Source organism: Marivita sp. NO-S04, from assembly GCF_059070475.1.
The window spans coordinates 1,409,302-1,425,972 of record NZ_CM180980.1; the positions used below are offsets into that span (position 1 = coordinate 1,409,302).

A 16,671-nucleotide genomic window follows, 5' to 3' on the forward strand; every position below is an offset into this window, starting at 1 on the left:
AAAAAGAAGAAGCAGGGGGATGGCAAGTTGACCGAGCGGGTCGAAATTTTTGAGGTAGGACCGCGCGACGGGTTGCAAAACGAAGCGCGTTTGATCCCGGTCGAAGAAAAGATCGCTCTGGTCGATTGTCTGTCTCGGGCCGGGTTCCGGCGGATCGAATGCGCAAGTTTCGTGAGTCTGAAATGGGTGCCGCAGATGGCGGATTCGGCAGCTGTTTTGGCCGGTATTACGCGGATGCCGGAGGTTTCTTACGCGGCGCTCACGCCGAACTTGCGGGGGTTCGAGGACGCGTTGGCCGCCGGGGCCGATGAGGTGGCGATTTTCGGATCGGCATCGGAAGGGTTCTCGAAAGCCAATATCAACGCGACCATTGCCGAGAGCCTTGAGCGGTTTCGGCCGGTGGCCGAAGCAGCCGTTGCCGATGGTGTGCCGCTGCGGGGCTATGTGTCTTGCGTGGTCGAATGTCCCTATGATGGGGTCGTGGCCCCGGACGCTGTGGCGCGGGTGGTGGCGGCGTTGCGCGACATGGGCTGCTACGAGGTGTCTTTGGGTGACACGATCGGACGCGCGACGCCTGAAAGCATCGTCGCGATGCTGGGCGCCGTATTGCAGGAAATGCCGGCAGAGCGATTGGCGGGGCATTACCATGACACGGGTGGTCTGGCCTGTGACAATGTCGAGGCGTCATTGGGCCTTGGCTTACGGGTCTTCGATGCGGCGGTCGGTGGTTTGGGCGGTTGTCCCTATGCGCCGGGCGCTGCGGGCAACGTGGCGACGGAGGCCGTGGCGGAGCGGGTGGCTTCGCTGGGGTACGAGCATGGTCTGGACATGGATGTGGTCGCCGCGGCGGCTGAAATGGCGCGGAGGATGCGGGGGTGAGTTTGATCCGGTTTGAGACAGATGCGCGCGGGGTGGCGACGCTGACGCTGGCGCGCGTCGATAAGCACAATGCGTTGTCGGCGCAGATGATGACCGAGTTGGAAGAGGCGGCGCGGCGCTTGGCCAGCGACCCGGCGGTGTGGGTGGTTGTTCTTGCGGCAGAAGGTAAGACCTTTTGTGCGGGTGGTGATCTGGCTTGGATGCGCGAGCAGTTCGACATGGATGCCGACACGCGCCGGGTGGAGAGCCGCCGGATCGCAACTGTTCTGGGCGCGCTTTATGATCTGCCACAGCCGCTCATTGGTCGGGTGCAGGGCAATGCGCTGGGGGGAGGCGTTGGTCTTGTTTCGGTGTGTGACGTGGCAATCGGGGTCACCGGGGCCAAATTTGGGTTTACGGAAACGCGGTTGGGGCTGATCCCGGCCAATATCGGGCCATACGTGCTCGCGCGGATGGGCGGGACACGAGCCTCGGAGGTGTTCATGTCAGCGCGTGTGTTCGGAGCAGAGGAAGCCGTCCGGTTGAACCTGCTCAGCCGTACGGTCGAACTGGACGGTTTGGACGATGCCATCGAGGCTGAGGTTCTGCCATACCTGTCCTGCGCACCGGGAGCTGTGGCCGAGGCCAAGGCGCTGATGCGTGACCTTGCCGGTCGGGTGACGCCGGAGCAGGTGGATCTTGCCATCGACGCTTTGGCGCGCCGGTGGCAATCGGACGAGGCGCGCGAAGGGGTAGGCGCCTTTTTCGACAAGCGTGCGCCTAGCTGGCAATGACGGTTCAGATCGCACACCTTTATGCGACAGCAATGCTCGCGATTGCGTTTTTTCAGGTGGCGCTGATCCTTGGCGCGCCCTTGGGTCGGTATACGCAAAGCGGTCAGCATGAAGGCGCGCTGCCGCTGTCGGGTCGCATCATTGCAGCGGTATCGATCCCTGTGGTGCTGTTGCAGGGATTGGCGATCTTGTCGGCGGCCGGATTTCCGGGGCTGGGCTGGCCGGTCTGGACAGGCTGGGTGGCACTTGCCGTGACGGGTGTAAGTACGGTTCTGAACTGGATCACGCCGTCAAAGCCGGAACGCATGGTCTGGGGACCGATCATGCTGGTCCTGTCGGCGATGGGGTTGGTGGTCATGACGGCCTGAGGCGTCAGACAGCCGTTGTGAGCAGGGACAGAAGAGCGGTGAGATCGTCCTCTTCGCCCAAAGACAGAACGTGGGTTTGGATGTCGTGCGCGCGGGCCTGACCGAGCATCGGTTCCGCGTAGGCGTAGTACTTGGATATAACAGTATCTAGAGACACAGGGTTTTCCGGGTCTCCAAGGGCTTCGGTCGGGCCAGAACGGAGTTCGCGCCCATCATTCAAAACCAAGGTGACGTCGGCAATTCTCTTGGCCGGAAAGGCTGCGTTGTAGGTATCGCTTTCACGGATCACCATAGATCGGGCCAGGCGTTGAATTTCGGGGTTTGAAAAGCTGGCTTCGTTCACGTCCGCAGGGCCGCAGGTCCCGCGGACCATGCCAACGGCGGTTGGAAAGGCGGTGGAGTATTGGGCTTCCTCGGTTGTTTTGGGATCAGTGACTGCCAGTCTGCGGGACTGGTGAAAGGTCGTGATGTCGATCCGAGTGACGTCCCGCGAGGTCAGGCCATGGGTTTGGCGCAGGTTCAGCACGGCTTGCAACGGAGGCTGTGCCCACCGGCAAACCGGATAGGCCTTGAAATACTGCTCGGTGATCCGCCAATTGCTGCCAAGATCGGCCCACAAGTCAGCGACTTCGCCCTGTTCCACGGTGAGGGCTGGTGCGCCCGTAAAGCCATCCTGCGCGAGATAGGCGGCGGAGACACCTGCCATCGCGCCCCAGCCTGATCCGTCCTTGACCATCGTGGGATGGTCGATTGTGCGCATCATCTGGCTGCGCGGTCCGTGATATTCGGCGATGCCGATCGCTTCGCGGGTTTTCGTTGCGTTCAGGCGCAGCACACGCGCGCCCATAGCGGCCACGGCCACGGCGATCCACGCGCCGGACGTGTGGTAGTCAGTGGCTGTCCTGTGCAGGGCAATCCCCGCGCGTGTTCCGATTTCGTATCCGAGAACCAGAGCCGTCAGGAACTCTTGGGCGTCATGGCGCTGTTCGGCTTGCGACATGGCAAGGAGAGATGGGAAAACGCCGCAGCCGACATGGCCTTTGGTGAGTTTATGGCCGTCATGGGCATCCAGCGCGTCTATGGTCATGCCGCCAGCCAGCGCGGCCCCTGCGGGGCTGACCTCGCGCCCGTCAAAGAGCATACGTGCGCCATCACCGCCAAAGTGGCGGGCCGCATGGGTATGGATGATCCGCGACAGCGATGTAGCGCGCCCTCCGGCAGCCACACCGATCAGGTCAAGAAGCCATTGGCGGGCGAAACTGCGGACATCGTCTGGCAGGTCGTGATAGGTCGTGTGGTGCAGGAAATTGTGCAAGGTCGTTTTCATGGCTGAAGCTTTCGCGGCGTAATGGGGCAAGTCTCCGCACGGCGCTTGGTCTGTCGCGGTCAAAAACGACCTTGGAGGTCATTTGTCCCGGAGTGTGTTGACCTTTCCCCGTGCTCAGGGTTTCGTCCAAGAAAGCCGTAACGAAGGAAACCGTATGCCACAGATGTCTCATTCCCGAAGATCGGTCCTGTTGGGGGCGGCGGCGCTTTTGGTTGCAGCGAAAAGCGCGCAGGCCCAAACCGCGCCGCAAATGCATGTCTTCAAAGACCCGAATTGCGGCTGTTGTTCGGCGTGGATCGAAATCCTTGAACAGGACGGTTTCATCATCACCACCGAGGCCCGCACCAGCGGTGGATTGGTGCAGGAAAAAATCAAGCGTGGGATTCCGCGAAACATGGCGTCCTGCCATACGGCGGATATCGAGGGCTATGTGATCGAAGGCCATGTGCCGCCTCAGGACATTCGCAAACTGCTGGCCGAGCGTCCAGATGCCATCGGGCTTGCGGTGCCGGGGATGCCGTTTGGATCACCGGGGATGGGGCCTGAAAGCCAGCGCGAGGCGTATGAGGTTCACCTGATCCTTCGGGATGGTGCCACAGAGATCTACACACGGTACGACGCAGCAGCCTGACCGATTTGCGGGAGTTCGCCAGCGCGTGCACGGCCTGTGACCCGGTGTCAGACAAGAGACTCATTTTTCGTAATGCAAGCGGACGCAAAGGTGTTCGTGCTCAGTGATCTGGCAGATGCCGCGACGCAACGGCGCGGTCGGGTCGGGTCGCCGGTGCCGCCCAATTGCCGCATGTCCCTAGAAACAGGGGCAAAATCCCCATGATCCATCTGTTTTCACGCAAATATTCGTTGCGTGTAAGATGTTGCCCTGCGGTTGACCCTTGGCAGAGACGGGAGTAGATCAGCCCCAAGTCAACCTCGCCACTTGACGGCGCGTCTTGGTGCGCGATGGGAAAAGGAGCCTCGTCTTGGAAGACATGCTGCGGGAATACCTGCCAATCCTCGTATTTTTGGCCATAGCCATCGGATTGGGCCTTGTCCTGATCCTTGCTGCCGTGATCATCGCGGTGCGCAATCCGGACCCTGAAAAGGTGTCTGCGTATGAATGCGGGTTCAACGCGTTCGACGATGCGCGGATGAAGTTCGATGTGCGCTTTTATCTCGTGTCGATCCTCTTCATCATTTTCGATCTGGAAATTGCCTTCCTCTTCCCGTGGGCGGTGGCCTTTCAAGACATTAGCATGACCGGCTTCTGGTCGATGATGGTGTTCTTGGGTGTGTTGACCATCGGATTTGCCTATGAGTGGAAAAAAGGAGCGCTGGAATGGGAGTGATGGCTGGCGCGAATACCGCAGGGGCGGACAAGGAACACGCAACTCAGGCGCTCAATGCGCAGCTTGCGGACAAAGGCTTCCTTCTGACCTCGACCGAAGACATCATCAACTGGGCGCGCACCGGGTCGCTGCACTGGATGACCTTTGGTCTGGCCTGCTGTGCGGTCGAGATGATGCACACCTCGATGCCGCGCTACGATCTTGAACGGTTCGGGACAGCACCGCGGGCATCCCCACGCCAGTCCGACCTGATGATTGTCGCAGGCACGCTGACCAACAAGATGGCGCCGGCGCTGCGCAAGGTCTACGACCAGATGCCCGAACCGCGTTACGTGATCTCGATGGGGTCCTGCGCCAATGGTGGTGGGTACTACCATTACAGCTATTCCGTCGTGCGCGGCTGTGATCGGATCGTGCCGGTTGACGTTTACGTGCCGGGCTGCCCGCCGACAGCGGAAGCGCTGCTTTATGGCATCTTGGCGCTGCAACGGAAGATCCGCCGGACAGGGACGATTGTAAGATGAGTGAAGCGCAGAACGAACTTGGTCAGCATCTTGAGTTGAAGCGCCCGGGCTGCGTGATCGCATGGGACGTGACCCATGGCGAATTGAACGTGGATGTTGCGCCGTCGAACATCGCCAATTTCGTCGAGTTCCTGAAGACCGATAACACCTGCAAGTTCTCGTCGCTGGTGGACATCACGGCGGTGGATTACCCGGATCGCCCCAAGCGGTTCGACGTGGTCTACCACTTCCTGTCGATGTACCAGAACCACCGTATCCGCCTGCGCGTCAGCATCCGCGAGGACGAGATGGTTCCGTCGATCACCGATGTGCACCCGAGCGCCAACTGGTTCGAACGCGAAGTGTTCGACATGTTTGGTATCCTCTTTTCAGGCCACCCGGACCTGCGCCGCATCCTCACCGATTACGGTTTCCGCGGTTACCCGCTGCGCAAGGATTTCCCGACCACGGGCTATACCGAAGTCCGCTACGACGAAGAGAAAAAGCGCGTGGTTTACGAGCCGGTGAGCCTTGTTCAGGAGTATCGGCAGTTCGATTTCATGTCCCCATGGGAAGGCGCGCAATATGTGCTGCCGGGTGACGAAAAGCAGGACGCCAAAGCATGATGGGTGGCGGCGGTGGTTTTCTGTGGTTCCTGGTCATTGGCGTATTGATCGTCGTGCCCTTCTGGAAGCTGCTGCCTCGCTATGGCCTGCCCAACTGGGCGGCCCTTTTGACGATTTTCCCGCTGATCGCCTCGGTTTTCCTGTGGATCATGGCGTTCAAGTCGGATGAGGCAGGGCGGGGCTGATATGGACGGCAGCGCGGCACCCAAAATGCGGACGTTCGACGCGGTTCTCGCGCAGGCTGTGGCGTATTCCGAAGCGGTTTATTACGCACGCGCGGATGTGTTTGCGGATATGTGCCACGACCAATTCAGCATGACGCTGGTGAATGATGACGGCACGATCCAGCATTGGGACAAGGCGGCGTATCTCGCGCGGGTGTCCGGACGGACGGCGTTCAGCGGTGACGCGTCCTACGAGATACTGGGCGTGGATGTCAGCGGTGACTGCATGGCGCGTGTGCATCTTTGGGTGGATGTTCCCCCAGCCCGCTACGAAGATCACCTTGGGTTCGTCCTCACGGATGGATCATGGAAACTGTTGACCAAAGTATTCCGGACGGCGGCCCGTCTGGATGCAGCGGAATGAGGAGAGCATGATGGACGGCTCCAAATTCGACGACGGAAGTATCGACGCGGTCTCTGGCGAACAGAGCATCCGCAACTTCAACATCAACTTCGGCCCGCAGCACCCTGCGGCGCACGGTGTTTTGCGGCTTGTCCTTGAGCTGGACGGTGAAATTGTAGAACGCTGCGACCCGCATATCGGCCTGCTGCACCGTGGCACCGAAAAGCTGATGGAAAGCCGGACATATCTGCAGAACCTGCCGTATTTCGACCGGCTTGATTATGTGGCGCCGATGAACCAGGAACATGCATGGTGCCTGGCGCTTGAAAAGCTGACTGGCGTGGAAGTGCCGCGTCGGGCCTCGCTGATCCGGGTGCTTTATTCCGAGATCGGGCGCATCCTGAACCACCTTTTGAACGTCACCACACAGGCGATGGACGTGGGCGCTCTGACGCCGCCGCTTTGGGGTTTTGAAGAGCGCGAAAAGCTGATGGTGTTCTACGAGCGGGCCTGTGGTGCGCGTCTGCACGCCGCGTATTTCCGCCCCGGTGGTGTCCATCAGGATCTGCCCGGCGATCTGATTGACGATATCGACCAGTGGGCAGATGAATTCCCGCGCGTTCTGGGCGATATCGACGGACTTCTGACCGAAAACCGCATCTTCAAGCAACGTAACGCTGATATCGGCGTCGTGACCGAAGAGGAAATCCTTGAATGGGGTTTCTCGGGAGTGATGGTGCGCGGTTCCGGCCTTGCATGGGATTTGCGTCGGTCGCAGCCTTATGAGTGCTACGACGAATTCGACTTCCAGATTCCCGTCGGCAAGAACGGCGACTGCTATGATCGCTACCTCGTCCGTATGGAAGAGATGCGTCAGTCGCTGAAGATCATCAAGCAGGCCATCGAAAAGCTGCGCGCGCCCGAAGGGCAGGGTGACATCCTTGCCCGTGGTAAGGTCACGCCGCCGAAACGGTCAGAGATGAAGACCTCAATGGAAGCGCTGATCCATCACTTCAAACTCTATACCGAAGGTTTCCACGTGCCCGAGGGCGAGGTGTACGCCTGCGTCGAGGCCCCCAAGGGTGAATTCGGCGTCTACCTTGTGGCGGATGGCAGCAACAAACCCTACCGCGCCAAGCTGCGTGCGCCGGGTTTCTTGCACCTTCAAGCGATGGACCATGTGGCCACTGGTCACCAACTGGCCGACGTGGCCGCCATCATCGGTACGATGGATGTCGTGTTCGGAGAGATTGACAGATGACAACACGGCTCTTTGCGCCTTTGGCAGGATTGGGCCTGCTTGCTGCCTGTGCCATGCCACCCGAAGGCGTGACGCCGGTTGATCTGGTCGCCTTCGATGAGGCGGTTGCCTCAATCGGCTGTGATTTGGTCAGCGAAAGCGACTACCTGCCAGTGGAACTCCAGACCGGGCTGACGCGTGAGCAGGTGATCCAGACCGCCGCCTTCCGGGTCGCCTCGGAAGAGGCTGTGAAACTAGAGAACGGCGGTGTTCGCCTGATCACCGGGGCATGTGCACGGGCATGATCCGTTTGGCTGTCATAGCTGTTCTGGCCTTTGCCGGACCTGCTGCGATGGCCTTTGAGCCGGGACAGTCAGATTACGTGTTTTCCTCTGATCTGAGCGCGCAGGGTTTTGCGCCGTTTGGAACGGGCGGGTCCGGCAACACGCTGTATGGCATGTCCAACGGCTCTGACATCTACCTTTGCTTTCTCTTCGACACACCCGAGGATCAAGCCACGCGACAAACTGCGCTTCTTGCGGAACTGGCTGGAACTGCCACGAGCCGCACCATACCGAACATTCCCGTTGTCTGTGTGATGACGCAATAGGAACCGACATGCTACGACGCCTTCATTCCGAACAACCCGCAAGCTTTGCTTTCACTCCTGCGAACCAGGCTTGGGCCGAAGCACAGATCACCAAGTATCCCGAAGGCCGTCAGGCCAGCGCGATCATCCCGCTGTTGTGGCGCGCGCAGGAGCAGGAAGGCTGGCTGACCCGTCCGGCGATCGAAGCGGTCGCGGACATGCTTGGTATGGCTTATATGCGGGCGCTTGAAGTGGCGTCGTTTTACTTCATGTTTCAGCTGCAACCCGTTGGCTCTGTTGCCAATATCCAGATTTGCGGCACCACATCCTGCATGATCTGCGGTGCCGAAGACCTGGTGGCTGTTTGCAAGGAAAAGATCGCGCCGAAGCCGCACACTCTCTCGGCGGACGGCAAGCTGACATGGGAAGAGGTCGAGTGCCTTGGTGCCTGCGCCAACGCGCCGATGGCGCAGATCGGCAAAGATTACTATGAAGACCTGACCGCTGCGCGGTTTGCAGAGATCCTTGACGAACTGGTTGCGGGCGAAGTGCCGGTTCCCGGTCCGCAGAATGGGCGGTATGCGGCCGAGCCGAAATCCGGCCTCACCAGCCTGACCGATTTCGAAAGCGGTCGTCATAAGTACAATGCGTCGGTGCAGCTGGCCACTGACATTGGCGATACTGTCAAACGGATCGACGGGACCGAAATCCCGCTGTTGCACCCTTGGGGTGACGCAGGTGGGCGTCCGCAGACCGTGGCCAAGGCCGCCAATGACGTGACAACCCCGTCGCGCCCCGCAGCAGAAGCCGCACCCAAGCCGGAAAACGCACCTTCGCCTGATGCGGCGTCGATGGTGAAACCGTCCTCCGAACTGGCTGGCGAGACCGAGCTGGCTGCGCGCAAGGGCACGTGGAAATACGCCAAGGCGACAACCGCCAAGCAGGTCGAGCGTGAAGAGCCGTCGACCTCTGCACCCGATGCCGCTGAGGGACCGGGCACCAAGCCCGAGACCCTGACGGAAGCGCGCGACGGGCAGGGCGATGACCTGAAGCGGATCAAGGGCATCGGTCCCAAGCTGGCCGAATTGTGCAACCGCCTAGGATTTTATCACTTCGATCAGATCGCAGGCTGGACCGCAGACGAGGTGGCTTGGGTTGATCAGAACCTTGAGGGGTTCAAGGGCCGCGTGTCCCGCGATAATTGGGTCGAACAGGCCAAGACACTTGCCTCAGGCGCCGAGACAGAGTTTTCTGCACGTGTCAAGAAAGGTGATGTTTACGACAAGTAACATCTGAACACGGACAGGGAGAGTACGAATGCAAAAAGAGAATTCTGGCTTCGGTTGCCAAATAGGATCATGGGCCTTGGCCGCAGGGGTGGGGCTTCTTGTCTTCATCTTGCTGATCGTCATTGGAGGCTGGGGCCTGATCGGGTCCATCTTCATGGCTGGTCTGGCATTCGCTGTCCTGGGACTCGCGTTCAGCTGGATTTTCTGTCGTGACCTGCCTGCCGCGCGCGGCCCCGGAAACATTGATGCTGCGAGCGCGCGTGAGACCTCCGCATCTGCACCAAAGGCAGCGGCCCCTAAAGCGGCATCGCCAAATGCACCGCCGGTCTCTGTGCCGCCAGCGCCGATTGCGGACGAGAGCACCAGCCCGGCCAAAGCCGCGCCGGTTGGGTCCTCCGCATCTGCCGCTGCGGCCTCTGCACCCGCAGCACCTGCGCCCGCTGCAAGCCCCAAGGAAACCGTTCAGGCCGCAAGTGCACAAGCCGATGCAGAAGCTGGTGCACAAGTGAAACCGTCGACGCGTCTGGCCGGTCAGGACGAGCTTGCCGCGAAGAAGGGTGAATGGAAATACGAGTCCGAAGCCAAAGCTCCGGCGAAGAAAGCCGCTGCTAAATCGACCCCTGCGGCTGAGGCAACGCCTGATTTTGATGGCGACGGAAAAGCCGAAGGCAGCGACGAGGGGACCAAGCCCGCCACCCTGACTGCGGCCCGCGAAGGCGGCCCGGACAACCTCAAGGAAATCAAGGGTGTGGGGCCGAAGATGGAAAAGATGCTTCACTCCATGGGCTTTTTCCATTTTGACCAGATCGCGAACTGGACCGCTGATGAAGAGGCTTGGGTGAATGCCAACCTCGAAGGCTTTAAGGGACGTGTGAGCCGCGACAACTGGGTCGAACAAGCAAAAATTCTCGCCTCTGGCGGGGAGACAGAATTCTCCAAGCGCGTCGATGACGGTGACGTGTACTGACGGGGATTGAGACCAGACCATGAGCCGGGATTCAGACGAGGCACGAAAAGGGCGGCGCATTGCGCTGTTCATCGCAGCAATTGGCCTCTTCTGGATCTTGGTGACCGCCATCGGGTCCGAATATGGCTGGAGCCAGCGGACCCGCGCCCTGTTCGACCTTGCCGCAATGGCGGGGTTCGGGGCAGGACTTTGGATGACATACCAACTCTGGCGTGCGCGCCAGGCTGACAAGGATTGAGCAATGCTGAGCGATCAGGACCGGATCTTTACCAATATCTACGGGATGCACGACCGGACCCTCAAGGGTGCGCAGGCACGTGGCCATTGGGATGGCACGGCCAAGCTGATTGAAAAGGGCCGGGATTGGATCATCGACGAGATGAAGGCCTCGGGCCTGCGGGGCCGGGGGGGCGCTGGCTTTCCCACTGGTCTCAAGTGGTCGTTCATGCCCAAGGAAAGCGATGGCCGCCCAAGCTATCTTGTTGTGAACGCGGATGAATCCGAGCCGGGTACTTGCAAGGACCGCGAGATCATGCGCCATGATCCGCACACGCTGATCGAAGGCTGCCTGATCGCGTCTTTCGCGATGCAGGCGCATGCTTGCTACATCTACATTCGCGGCGAATACATCCGCGAAAAAGAAGCCCTGCAGAACGCCATCGACGAGGCATATGACGCTGGACTTGTTGGTAAGAACGCATCTGGATCGGGGTGGGATTTCGATATCTACCTGCACCACGGCGCGGGTGCCTACATCTGCGGTGAAGAAACCGCGCTTCTGGAAAGCCTCGAAGGCAAAAAGGGCATGCCGCGCATGAAGCCGCCGTTTCCGGCGGGGTCGGGGCTCTATGGCTGCCCGACCACTGTGAACAACGTCGAATCCATTGCCGTTGTGCCGACGATCCTGCGTCGGGGCGGCGAATGGTTCTCGGGCTTTGGCCGCCAAAACAATGCAGGCACCAAGCTGTTCGCGATTTCGGGCCATGTAAACAACCCGTGTGTTGTTGAAGAGGCCATGTCGATCTCGTTCGAGGAATTGATCGAAAAGCATTGCGGCGGCATTCGCGGCGGTTGGGACAACCTCAAGGCAGTGATCCCTGGCGGGTCGTCCGTGCCCTGCGTGCGCGGCGAAAACATGCGCGATGCGATCATGGATTTCGACTATCTGCGCGGTGAGCTTGGTTCTGGCCTTGGCACCGCAGCGGTCATCGTGATGGACAAGGAGACCGACATCATCAAGGCGATCTGGCGTTTGTCCAAGTTCTACAAGCACGAAAGCTGCGGTCAGTGCACGCCCTGCCGCGAAGGCACCGGCTGGATGATGCGCGTGATGGACCGTCTGGTGCGTGGCGAGGCCGAGGTCGAGGAAATCGACATGCTGTTCGATGTGACCAAGCAGGTCGAAGGCCACACGATCTGTGCCCTTGGCGATGCGGCGGCCTGGCCGATCCAGGGTCTTATCAAGAACTTCCGCGATGAGATCGAGGACCGCATCAAGGCACAGAAAACTGGCCGCGTCAGCGCGGTTGCGGCGGAGTAAGCGGGAAGCCGGTTCGAACCGGCTTTCTCACGCGGTTTCGAAACCGCGTTTCAAGGCCGTTCGAACGGCCTTTGACGAAGGCGCTTCGAAGCGCCTTTTTACGTCTCGGGGCTTGCATGCACATCCTGTCTAAGCGCATGGTGCGGCAAGACATTCCAAGGGGTGACTCCATGAAATCAGGTTGGATCTGTGCATCGGTCCTGTGTCTGCTTGCGGCTTGCGGGCGGGGCGATTTGGACACCGTGACCTTTGAGGGCGCGCGGTTCGGTGGCGATTTGCGGTCAGAACGCAGCGACCGCGCCGGATTTGTCGCACGCGGCGGCCCCGCTTCGGTCAGCCTTGAGGGCGCAAAACAAGCCGCAACCTATCAGGTCGTCCAGCACTGCATCGCCTATCTAGGCAGCTCGGATGTGACATGGGTCAACGGTCCCGATGTTCCGGATGATCAACTGGTGATCGAAGATGACCGCGTTGTCCTTACAGGGCGCTGTTTTGAGCCATAAATCGCTGAAATTTCAAAAGATGTGGCGCTTGATATTGAATAGCCGTCGCGTGCGTCCCCATATTTGACACAGACCAACTTGAGTGAACCGATGCGACTTTTGACGGCCCTATTGATTGCGAGTCTCTCCTTTTCTGGTGCGGCATTTGCCAAGCCTCCACTGCGCGATGTGGCGGAAATCGACGACGCGTTGATGCATGTGGCGATTGCCGATGCGATCCGGAAGTCCTGCAACGATATCAATGCCCGCCTGATCCGTGCCTATTCGGAACTTACGCGGTTGAAATCTCTGGCCCGTGATCTGGGCTATTCCGAGGACGAGGTGGAAGCCTACGTGACCTCCAAATCTGAAAAAGCCCGGATGAAGGTCAAAGCCGAACAGTACTTGCAGGCAAACGGCGTGCGCCCGGATGACATCCCGGCTTTGTGCCGGTTTGGGCAAGAACAAATTCAGGCGCAAACCGTGATCGGGCAGTTGCTCAGATAAGCCTCTGACAGCGTTGGCCTTGCGGCATTTTGTGCAGGTGCAGAAAAATGCGCCCCGCGTCGATATTTCACCGCAACTTTTTGCCTGAAGATCTGGCCTAATCCAACAAGCCACGTTAGAAGGCGGGCGACGTCAGCCGATCGCCTGTTTGCCACGGCATCGACTGCGCCAGCCAAATGGGAACAAAGGGCTCGGGCATGTCTGACTTGCGCAAGATCATCATTGATGGGAACGAAGTTGAAGTAGAAGGCGCGATGACGCTGATTCAGGCTTGTGAACAAGCCGGGATCGAGGTGCCGCGCTTCTGCTATCACGAACGTCTTTCCATCGCCGGCAACTGCCGGATGTGTCTTGTCGAAGTGGTCGGTGGCCCGCCCAAGCCTGCCGCAAGCTGCGCGATGCAGGTCAAGGATTTGCGACCCGGGCCGGAAGGTCAGCCGCCGGTGGTCAAGACCAATTCGCCCATGGTGAAAAAGGCGCGCGAAGGGGTGATGGAGTTCCTGCTCATCAACCACCCGCTGGATTGCCCGATCTGCGATCAGGGCGGCGAATGCGACCTTCAGGATCAGGCGATGGCCTACGGTGTCGATTTCAGCCGGTTCCGCGAACCCAAGCGTGCGGTCGAGGATCTCGATCTGGGCCCGCTGGTCGAAACTCACATGACGCGCTGCATCTCCTGCACACGCTGCGTCCGTTTCACGACCGAAGTCGCGGGCATCACCCAGATGGGCCAGACAGGCCGGGGCGAAGACAGCGAGATCACGTCTTATCTGGGTGAAACCCTCAACTCCAACATGCAGGGCAATATCATCGACCTGTGCCCAGTGGGCGCGTTGGTGTCTAAGCCCTACGCCTTCACCGCCCGTCCGTGGGAGCTGACCAAGACCGAATCCATCGACGTGATGGATGCGCTTGGGTCGAATATTCGCGTGGATACCAAAGGTCGCGAAGTCATGCGATTCCTGCCGCGCAATCATGACGGCGTGAACGAAGAGTGGATTTCCGATAAGACGCGTTTTGTCTGGGACGGTCTGCGCCGGCAGCGTTTGGACAAGCCTTATGTGCGCGAAAACGGCAAGCTGCGTCCGGCCACATGGCCAGAAGCGTTGACCAAAGCGGCCGAGGCGATGAAGGGCAAGAAAGTCGCCGGTCTTGTTGGCGATCTGGCTCCGACCGAAGCGGCTTATGCGCTTAAAACCTTGATCGAAGGGCAGGGCGGCAACGTCGAGTGCCGCACCGATGGGGCCAAGCTGCCTGCGGGCAACCGGTCGGGTTATGTTGGCACATCGACCATCGAAGACATCGATACTGCAGACAAGATCTTGCTGATCGGCACCAACCCTCGTGAAGAGGCGCCGGTGCTGAACGCGCGCATCCGCAAAGCGTGGGCCGCTGGGGCGGATGTGATTGTGGTCGGTGCGCCAGTGGATCTGACATACGAATACGAACACATGGGCACGGACAGGGCTGCACTGGCCCATGTTGCTGATCTGGACATGGCATCGCTGCAGGACAAAAACTGCGTAGCGATTGTTGGGCAGGGCGCGCTGCGCGAAGCAGACGGAGCTGCCGTATTGGCAATGGTGCAGGCAATCTGCGAAAAATCGTGCGACCAGAAACTGATGGTTCTGCACACCGCTGCGGGCCGCGTTGGCGCGATGGATGCAGGTTGCACCACCGAGGGTGGTATGGATGCGGCAATTGAAGGTGCGGACGTCATTTACAATCTCGGTGCCGATGAGGTCGAGATCGCGGATGGTCCGTTCGTGATCTATCAGGGCAGCCATGGTGATCGTGGCGCACATCGTGCCGATATCATCCTGCCAGCCGCCGCTTATACCGAAGAACAGGGACTTTTCGTCAACACCGAAGGCCGCCCACAGCTTGCCATGCGTGCCAGCTTTGCGCCAGGTGAGGCGAAGGAAAACTGGGCCATCCTGCGGGCGCTTTCTGCCGAATTGGGGGCGACGCTGCCTTTCGACAGCCTTGCACAGTTGCGACAGGCCTTGGTCAAGGCCGTGCCGCATCTTGCGATGATCGATCAGGTTCCGGAGAACGCGTGGCAAAGCGAGCCTGCGGGCAAGCTGGGTGATGCGGATTTCCGCAACGCCATTCAGGATTTCTATCTGACAAATCCGATTGCACGGTCGAGCACGTTGATGGCTGAACTGTCGGCGGGTGCGCGCGCCCGCAAGGACACCAAGATCGCGGCGGAGTGAAGAGGGTGCGCCATCTGGCGGTCATAACACCAGTTGCTTTGGCGATGGTTGGCGGTTTGTCGGGCTGCGATGCTGCAGAGCCCGTCGACCAGCGCTTTGTGCCGGAATATGAAGGCGTAGAGACAACTTTGCTGGACGGAGACCTGGTCAAGTTCGACGTTTCAATGCGCGGCGCACGCGCAAATTCGGACGTCGCTGACTATGCCGAATGCGCTGCGGCGCAATACGCGCTGATCCGGGGTTACGGGTTTGCGCGGCATTTGCGCACAAATGTATACGAAGAGGCTGGCCTATGGCGAGGAGATGCGGTTTACACCATCTCGCCGGCGCTGCCCCGTGGGGTGCGGACCATCGACGCCGAAGTCGTGACCGCCTCCTGCGTTGAAAACGGAATACCGATGGTTTGAGGACGTGATGGCTGACTTCTTTACCACCCCCCTAGGGATCGGCGTGATCATCGTCGCACAGTGTCTTGCGGTACTGGGCTTTGTGATGGTCAGCCTTCTCTTCCTCGTCTATGGCGACCGCAAAATCTGGGCCGCTGTCCAGATGCGGCGCGGACCCAACGTAGTTGGCGCTTACGGCCTGCTGCAAACCGTGGCTGACGCGCTGAAATACGTCGTCAAGGAAGTGGTTGTGCCTGCGGGTGCAGACAAGCCGGTGTTCATGCTCGCCCCAATGACCAGTTTCGTGCTTGCGATGGTGGCTTGGGCGGTGATCCCGTTCAATGACAGCTGGGTTCTGTCTGACATCAACGTGGCGATCCTGTTCGTTTTTGCCGTGTCCTCGCTCGAAGTTTACGGCGTGATCATGGGCGGTTGGGCGTCGAACTCGAAATATCCGTTCCTTGGCTCGTTGCGGTCTGCCGCGCAGATGATTTCCTACGAAGTGTCGCTGGGTTTGATCATTATCGGCATCATCATCTCAACCGGATCGATGAATTTTGGTGACATCGTGCGGGCGCAGGACGGGGATTACGGGTTCTTTTCGTGGTACTGGCTGCCGCATTTCCCGATGGTGTTCTTGTTCTTGATCAGTGCCTTGGCTGAAACCAACCGCCCGCCTTTCGACCTTCCCGAAGCGGAATCCGAACTGGTTGCGGGCTATCAGGTGGAATACTCGTCTACGCCCTTCCTGCTGTTCATGGCGGGGGAATACATAGCCATCTTCCTGATGTGCGCGCTGATGTCCCTGTTGTTCTTCGGTGGCTGGCTGTCGCCCATTCCCGGGCTGCCGGATGGTGCGCTGTGGATGGTCGGCAAGATGGCTTTCTTCTTCTTCATCTTCGCGATGGTAAAGGCGATCACGCCCCGTTACCGCTATGACCAGCTGATGCGCATTGGTTGGAAAGTGTTCCTTCCGTTCAGCCTTGCTTGGGTGGTCTTCGTGGCGTTTGCAGCAAAATTCGACTGGTTCTGGGGCGCATTTGCGCGCTGGGTATAAGGAGAG

The 16,671-nt window shown here is 59.7% G+C and carries 22 protein-coding genes; 21 read left to right on the plus strand and 1 reads right to left on the minus strand.

The window, feature by feature from the left end:
• The first annotated feature begins 27 nt into the window (after positions 1–27).
• The 3 genes from ACK3EW_RS07465 to ACK3EW_RS07475 are packed head-to-tail and all read left to right on the plus strand — an operon-like array spanning position 28 to position 2,020.
• The gene (locus tag ACK3EW_RS07465) at positions 28–879 is read left to right on the plus strand and encodes a hydroxymethylglutaryl-CoA lyase (RefSeq protein WP_493809700.1); all 852 of its coding nucleotides are present in this window, start codon (positions 28–30) and stop codon (positions 877–879) included.
• Entirely contained in the window at positions 876–1,652 is a 777-nt protein-coding gene (locus tag ACK3EW_RS07470; RefSeq protein WP_493809089.1) for a crotonase/enoyl-CoA hydratase family protein, read from the plus strand. The genes ACK3EW_RS07465 and ACK3EW_RS07470 overlap by 4 nt, the downstream gene beginning before the upstream one ends.
• Positions 1,649–2,020 carry a hypothetical protein gene (locus ACK3EW_RS07475; protein WP_493809090.1) on the plus strand — a complete coding sequence of 124 codons (372 nt, stop codon included), beginning with the start codon at positions 1,649–1,651 and terminating at the stop codon, positions 2,018–2,020. The genes ACK3EW_RS07470 and ACK3EW_RS07475 overlap by 4 nt, the downstream gene beginning before the upstream one ends.
• Before the next feature lie 4 nt (positions 2,021–2,024).
• On the opposite strand, the gene ACK3EW_RS07480 is transcribed toward ACK3EW_RS07475, so the two are convergent.
• On the minus strand, positions 2,025–3,347 hold the full coding sequence (locus ACK3EW_RS07480; protein ID WP_493809091.1) for an MmgE/PrpD family protein: 1,323 nt from the start codon (positions 3,345–3,347) through the stop codon (positions 2,025–2,027).
• A gap of 154 nt (positions 3,348–3,501) precedes the next feature.
• On the opposite strand from ACK3EW_RS07480, the gene ACK3EW_RS07485 reads away from it, so the two are divergent.
• The 18 genes from ACK3EW_RS07485 (at position 3,502) to nuoH (ending at position 16,665) form a co-directional block, all read left to right on the plus strand.
• Positions 3,502–3,978: a DUF411 domain-containing protein gene (locus ACK3EW_RS07485; protein ID WP_493809092.1), complete on the plus strand. Its 477-nt coding sequence runs from the start codon at positions 3,502–3,504 to the stop codon at positions 3,976–3,978.
• Between the two features lie 349 nt (positions 3,979–4,327).
• A complete protein-coding gene (locus ACK3EW_RS07490; protein WP_085629592.1) occupies positions 4,328–4,693 on the plus strand; it encodes an NADH-quinone oxidoreductase subunit A in 366 nt (121 codons plus the stop codon).
• Entirely contained in the window at positions 4,684–5,217 is a 534-nt protein-coding gene (locus tag ACK3EW_RS07495; RefSeq protein WP_439120838.1) for a NuoB/complex I 20 kDa subunit family protein, read from the plus strand. The genes ACK3EW_RS07490 and ACK3EW_RS07495 overlap by 10 nt, the downstream gene beginning before the upstream one ends.
• Complete coding sequence (locus tag ACK3EW_RS07500; protein ID WP_493809093.1) at positions 5,214–5,822, plus strand: NADH-quinone oxidoreductase subunit C; 609 nt, start codon at positions 5,214–5,216, stop codon at positions 5,820–5,822. Before ACK3EW_RS07495 ends, ACK3EW_RS07500 begins: the two co-directional genes overlap by 4 nt.
• Positions 5,819–6,007, plus strand: coding sequence for a hypothetical protein (locus ACK3EW_RS07505; protein ID WP_493809094.1), 189 nt, complete (start codon positions 5,819–5,821; stop codon positions 6,005–6,007). Before ACK3EW_RS07500 ends, ACK3EW_RS07505 begins: the two co-directional genes overlap by 4 nt.
• A gap of 1 nt (position 6,008) precedes the next feature.
• Positions 6,009–6,410: a nuclear transport factor 2 family protein gene (locus tag ACK3EW_RS07510; RefSeq protein ID WP_493809095.1), complete on the plus strand. Its 402-nt coding sequence runs from the start codon at positions 6,009–6,011 to the stop codon at positions 6,408–6,410.
• A 10-nt stretch (positions 6,411–6,420) separates the two neighbouring features.
• Positions 6,421–7,650 (plus strand): NADH-quinone oxidoreductase subunit D, encoded by a 1,230-nt coding sequence (locus ACK3EW_RS07515; RefSeq protein WP_493809096.1) that lies wholly within the window; start codon positions 6,421–6,423, stop codon positions 7,648–7,650.
• Positions 7,647–7,934 carry a hypothetical protein gene (locus tag ACK3EW_RS07520; RefSeq protein ID WP_493809097.1) on the plus strand — a complete coding sequence of 96 codons (288 nt, stop codon included), beginning with the start codon at positions 7,647–7,649 and terminating at the stop codon, positions 7,932–7,934. Before ACK3EW_RS07515 ends, ACK3EW_RS07520 begins: the two co-directional genes overlap by 4 nt.
• Positions 7,931–8,239, plus strand: coding sequence for a hypothetical protein (locus ACK3EW_RS07525; protein WP_493809098.1), 309 nt, complete (start codon positions 7,931–7,933; stop codon positions 8,237–8,239). The genes ACK3EW_RS07520 and ACK3EW_RS07525 overlap by 4 nt, the downstream gene beginning before the upstream one ends.
• A gap of 8 nt (positions 8,240–8,247) precedes the next feature.
• Positions 8,248–9,507, plus strand: coding sequence for an NADH-quinone oxidoreductase subunit E (locus ACK3EW_RS07530; protein ID WP_493809099.1), 1,260 nt, complete (start codon positions 8,248–8,250; stop codon positions 9,505–9,507).
• A 28-nt stretch (positions 9,508–9,535) separates the two neighbouring features.
• The gene (locus ACK3EW_RS07535; RefSeq protein WP_439120832.1) at positions 9,536–10,474 is read left to right on the plus strand and encodes a helix-hairpin-helix domain-containing protein; all 939 of its coding nucleotides are present in this window, start codon (positions 9,536–9,538) and stop codon (positions 10,472–10,474) included.
• A 19-nt stretch (positions 10,475–10,493) separates the two neighbouring features.
• The gene (locus tag ACK3EW_RS07540; RefSeq protein ID WP_439120831.1) at positions 10,494–10,712 is read left to right on the plus strand and encodes a DUF5337 domain-containing protein; all 219 of its coding nucleotides are present in this window, start codon (positions 10,494–10,496) and stop codon (positions 10,710–10,712) included.
• Positions 10,713–10,715: 3 nt separating this feature from the next.
• Entirely contained in the window at positions 10,716–12,014 is a 1,299-nt protein-coding gene (gene nuoF, locus ACK3EW_RS07545; RefSeq protein ID WP_493809100.1) for an NADH-quinone oxidoreductase subunit NuoF, read from the plus strand.
• Between the two features lie 170 nt (positions 12,015–12,184).
• A complete protein-coding gene (locus ACK3EW_RS07550; RefSeq protein WP_493809101.1) occupies positions 12,185–12,517 on the plus strand; it encodes a hypothetical protein in 333 nt (110 codons plus the stop codon).
• Positions 12,518–12,607: 90 nt separating this feature from the next.
• The gene (locus ACK3EW_RS07555; RefSeq protein ID WP_493809102.1) at positions 12,608–13,003 is read left to right on the plus strand and encodes a DUF5333 domain-containing protein; all 396 of its coding nucleotides are present in this window, start codon (positions 12,608–12,610) and stop codon (positions 13,001–13,003) included.
• Positions 13,004–13,200: 197 nt separating this feature from the next.
• Positions 13,201–15,222, plus strand: a complete 2,022-nt coding sequence (nuoG, locus tag ACK3EW_RS07560; protein WP_493809103.1) for an NADH-quinone oxidoreductase subunit NuoG — start codon at positions 13,201–13,203, stop codon at positions 15,220–15,222.
• A 44-nt stretch (positions 15,223–15,266) separates the two neighbouring features.
• The gene (locus tag ACK3EW_RS07565; protein WP_493809701.1) at positions 15,267–15,629 is read left to right on the plus strand and encodes a YNQ4 family lipoprotein; all 363 of its coding nucleotides are present in this window, start codon (positions 15,267–15,269) and stop codon (positions 15,627–15,629) included.
• 7 nt (positions 15,630–15,636) lie between these two features.
• The gene (gene nuoH, locus ACK3EW_RS07570) at positions 15,637–16,665 is read left to right on the plus strand and encodes an NADH-quinone oxidoreductase subunit NuoH (protein WP_085629566.1); all 1,029 of its coding nucleotides are present in this window, start codon (positions 15,637–15,639) and stop codon (positions 16,663–16,665) included.
• The last annotated feature ends 6 nt before the right edge of the window (positions 16,666–16,671 follow it).

Excerpts from the sequence above, each read along its gene's own strand:
- ACK3EW_RS07485 (WP_493809092.1), top strand. The coding sequence starts at position 3,502 with ATGCCACAGATGTCTCATTCCCGAAGATCGGTCCTGTTGGGGGCGGCG.
- ACK3EW_RS07525 (WP_493809098.1), top strand. The coding sequence starts at position 7,931 with ATGATCCGTTTGGCTGTCATAGCTGTTCTGGCCTTTGCCGGACCTGCT.
- ACK3EW_RS07565 (WP_493809701.1), top strand. The coding sequence starts at position 15,267 with ATGGTTGGCGGTTTGTCGGGCTGCGATGCTGCAGAGCCCGTCGACCAG.
- nuoF (WP_493809100.1), top strand. The coding sequence starts at position 10,716 with ATGCTGAGCGATCAGGACCGGATCTTTACCAATATCTACGGGATGCAC.
- ACK3EW_RS07500 (WP_493809093.1), top strand. The coding sequence starts at position 5,214 with ATGAGTGAAGCGCAGAACGAACTTGGTCAGCATCTTGAGTTGAAGCGC.
- ACK3EW_RS07550 (WP_493809101.1), top strand. The coding sequence starts at position 12,185 with ATGAAATCAGGTTGGATCTGTGCATCGGTCCTGTGTCTGCTTGCGGCT.
- ACK3EW_RS07475 (WP_493809090.1), top strand. The coding sequence starts at position 1,649 with ATGACGGTTCAGATCGCACACCTTTATGCGACAGCAATGCTCGCGATT.
- ACK3EW_RS07530 (WP_493809099.1), top strand. The coding sequence starts at position 8,248 with ATGCTACGACGCCTTCATTCCGAACAACCCGCAAGCTTTGCTTTCACT.
- ACK3EW_RS07495 (WP_439120838.1), top strand. The coding sequence starts at position 4,684 with ATGGGAGTGATGGCTGGCGCGAATACCGCAGGGGCGGACAAGGAACAC.
- ACK3EW_RS07555 (WP_493809102.1), top strand. The coding sequence starts at position 12,608 with ATGCGACTTTTGACGGCCCTATTGATTGCGAGTCTCTCCTTTTCTGGT.
- ACK3EW_RS07540 (WP_439120831.1), top strand. The coding sequence starts at position 10,494 with ATGAGCCGGGATTCAGACGAGGCACGAAAAGGGCGGCGCATTGCGCTG.
- ACK3EW_RS07515 (WP_493809096.1), top strand. The coding sequence starts at position 6,421 with ATGGACGGCTCCAAATTCGACGACGGAAGTATCGACGCGGTCTCTGGC.
- ACK3EW_RS07535 (WP_439120832.1), top strand. The coding sequence starts at position 9,536 with ATGCAAAAAGAGAATTCTGGCTTCGGTTGCCAAATAGGATCATGGGCC.
- nuoH (WP_085629566.1), top strand. The coding sequence starts at position 15,637 with ATGGCTGACTTCTTTACCACCCCCCTAGGGATCGGCGTGATCATCGTC.
- ACK3EW_RS07510 (WP_493809095.1), top strand. The coding sequence starts at position 6,009 with ATGGACGGCAGCGCGGCACCCAAAATGCGGACGTTCGACGCGGTTCTC.
- nuoG (WP_493809103.1), top strand. The coding sequence starts at position 13,201 with ATGTCTGACTTGCGCAAGATCATCATTGATGGGAACGAAGTTGAAGTA.
- ACK3EW_RS07480 (WP_493809091.1), bottom strand. The coding sequence starts at position 3,347 with ATGAAAACGACCTTGCACAATTTCCTGCACCACACGACCTATCACGAC.
- ACK3EW_RS07520 (WP_493809097.1), top strand. The coding sequence starts at position 7,647 with ATGACAACACGGCTCTTTGCGCCTTTGGCAGGATTGGGCCTGCTTGCT.
- ACK3EW_RS07505 (WP_493809094.1), top strand. The coding sequence starts at position 5,819 with ATGATGGGTGGCGGCGGTGGTTTTCTGTGGTTCCTGGTCATTGGCGTA.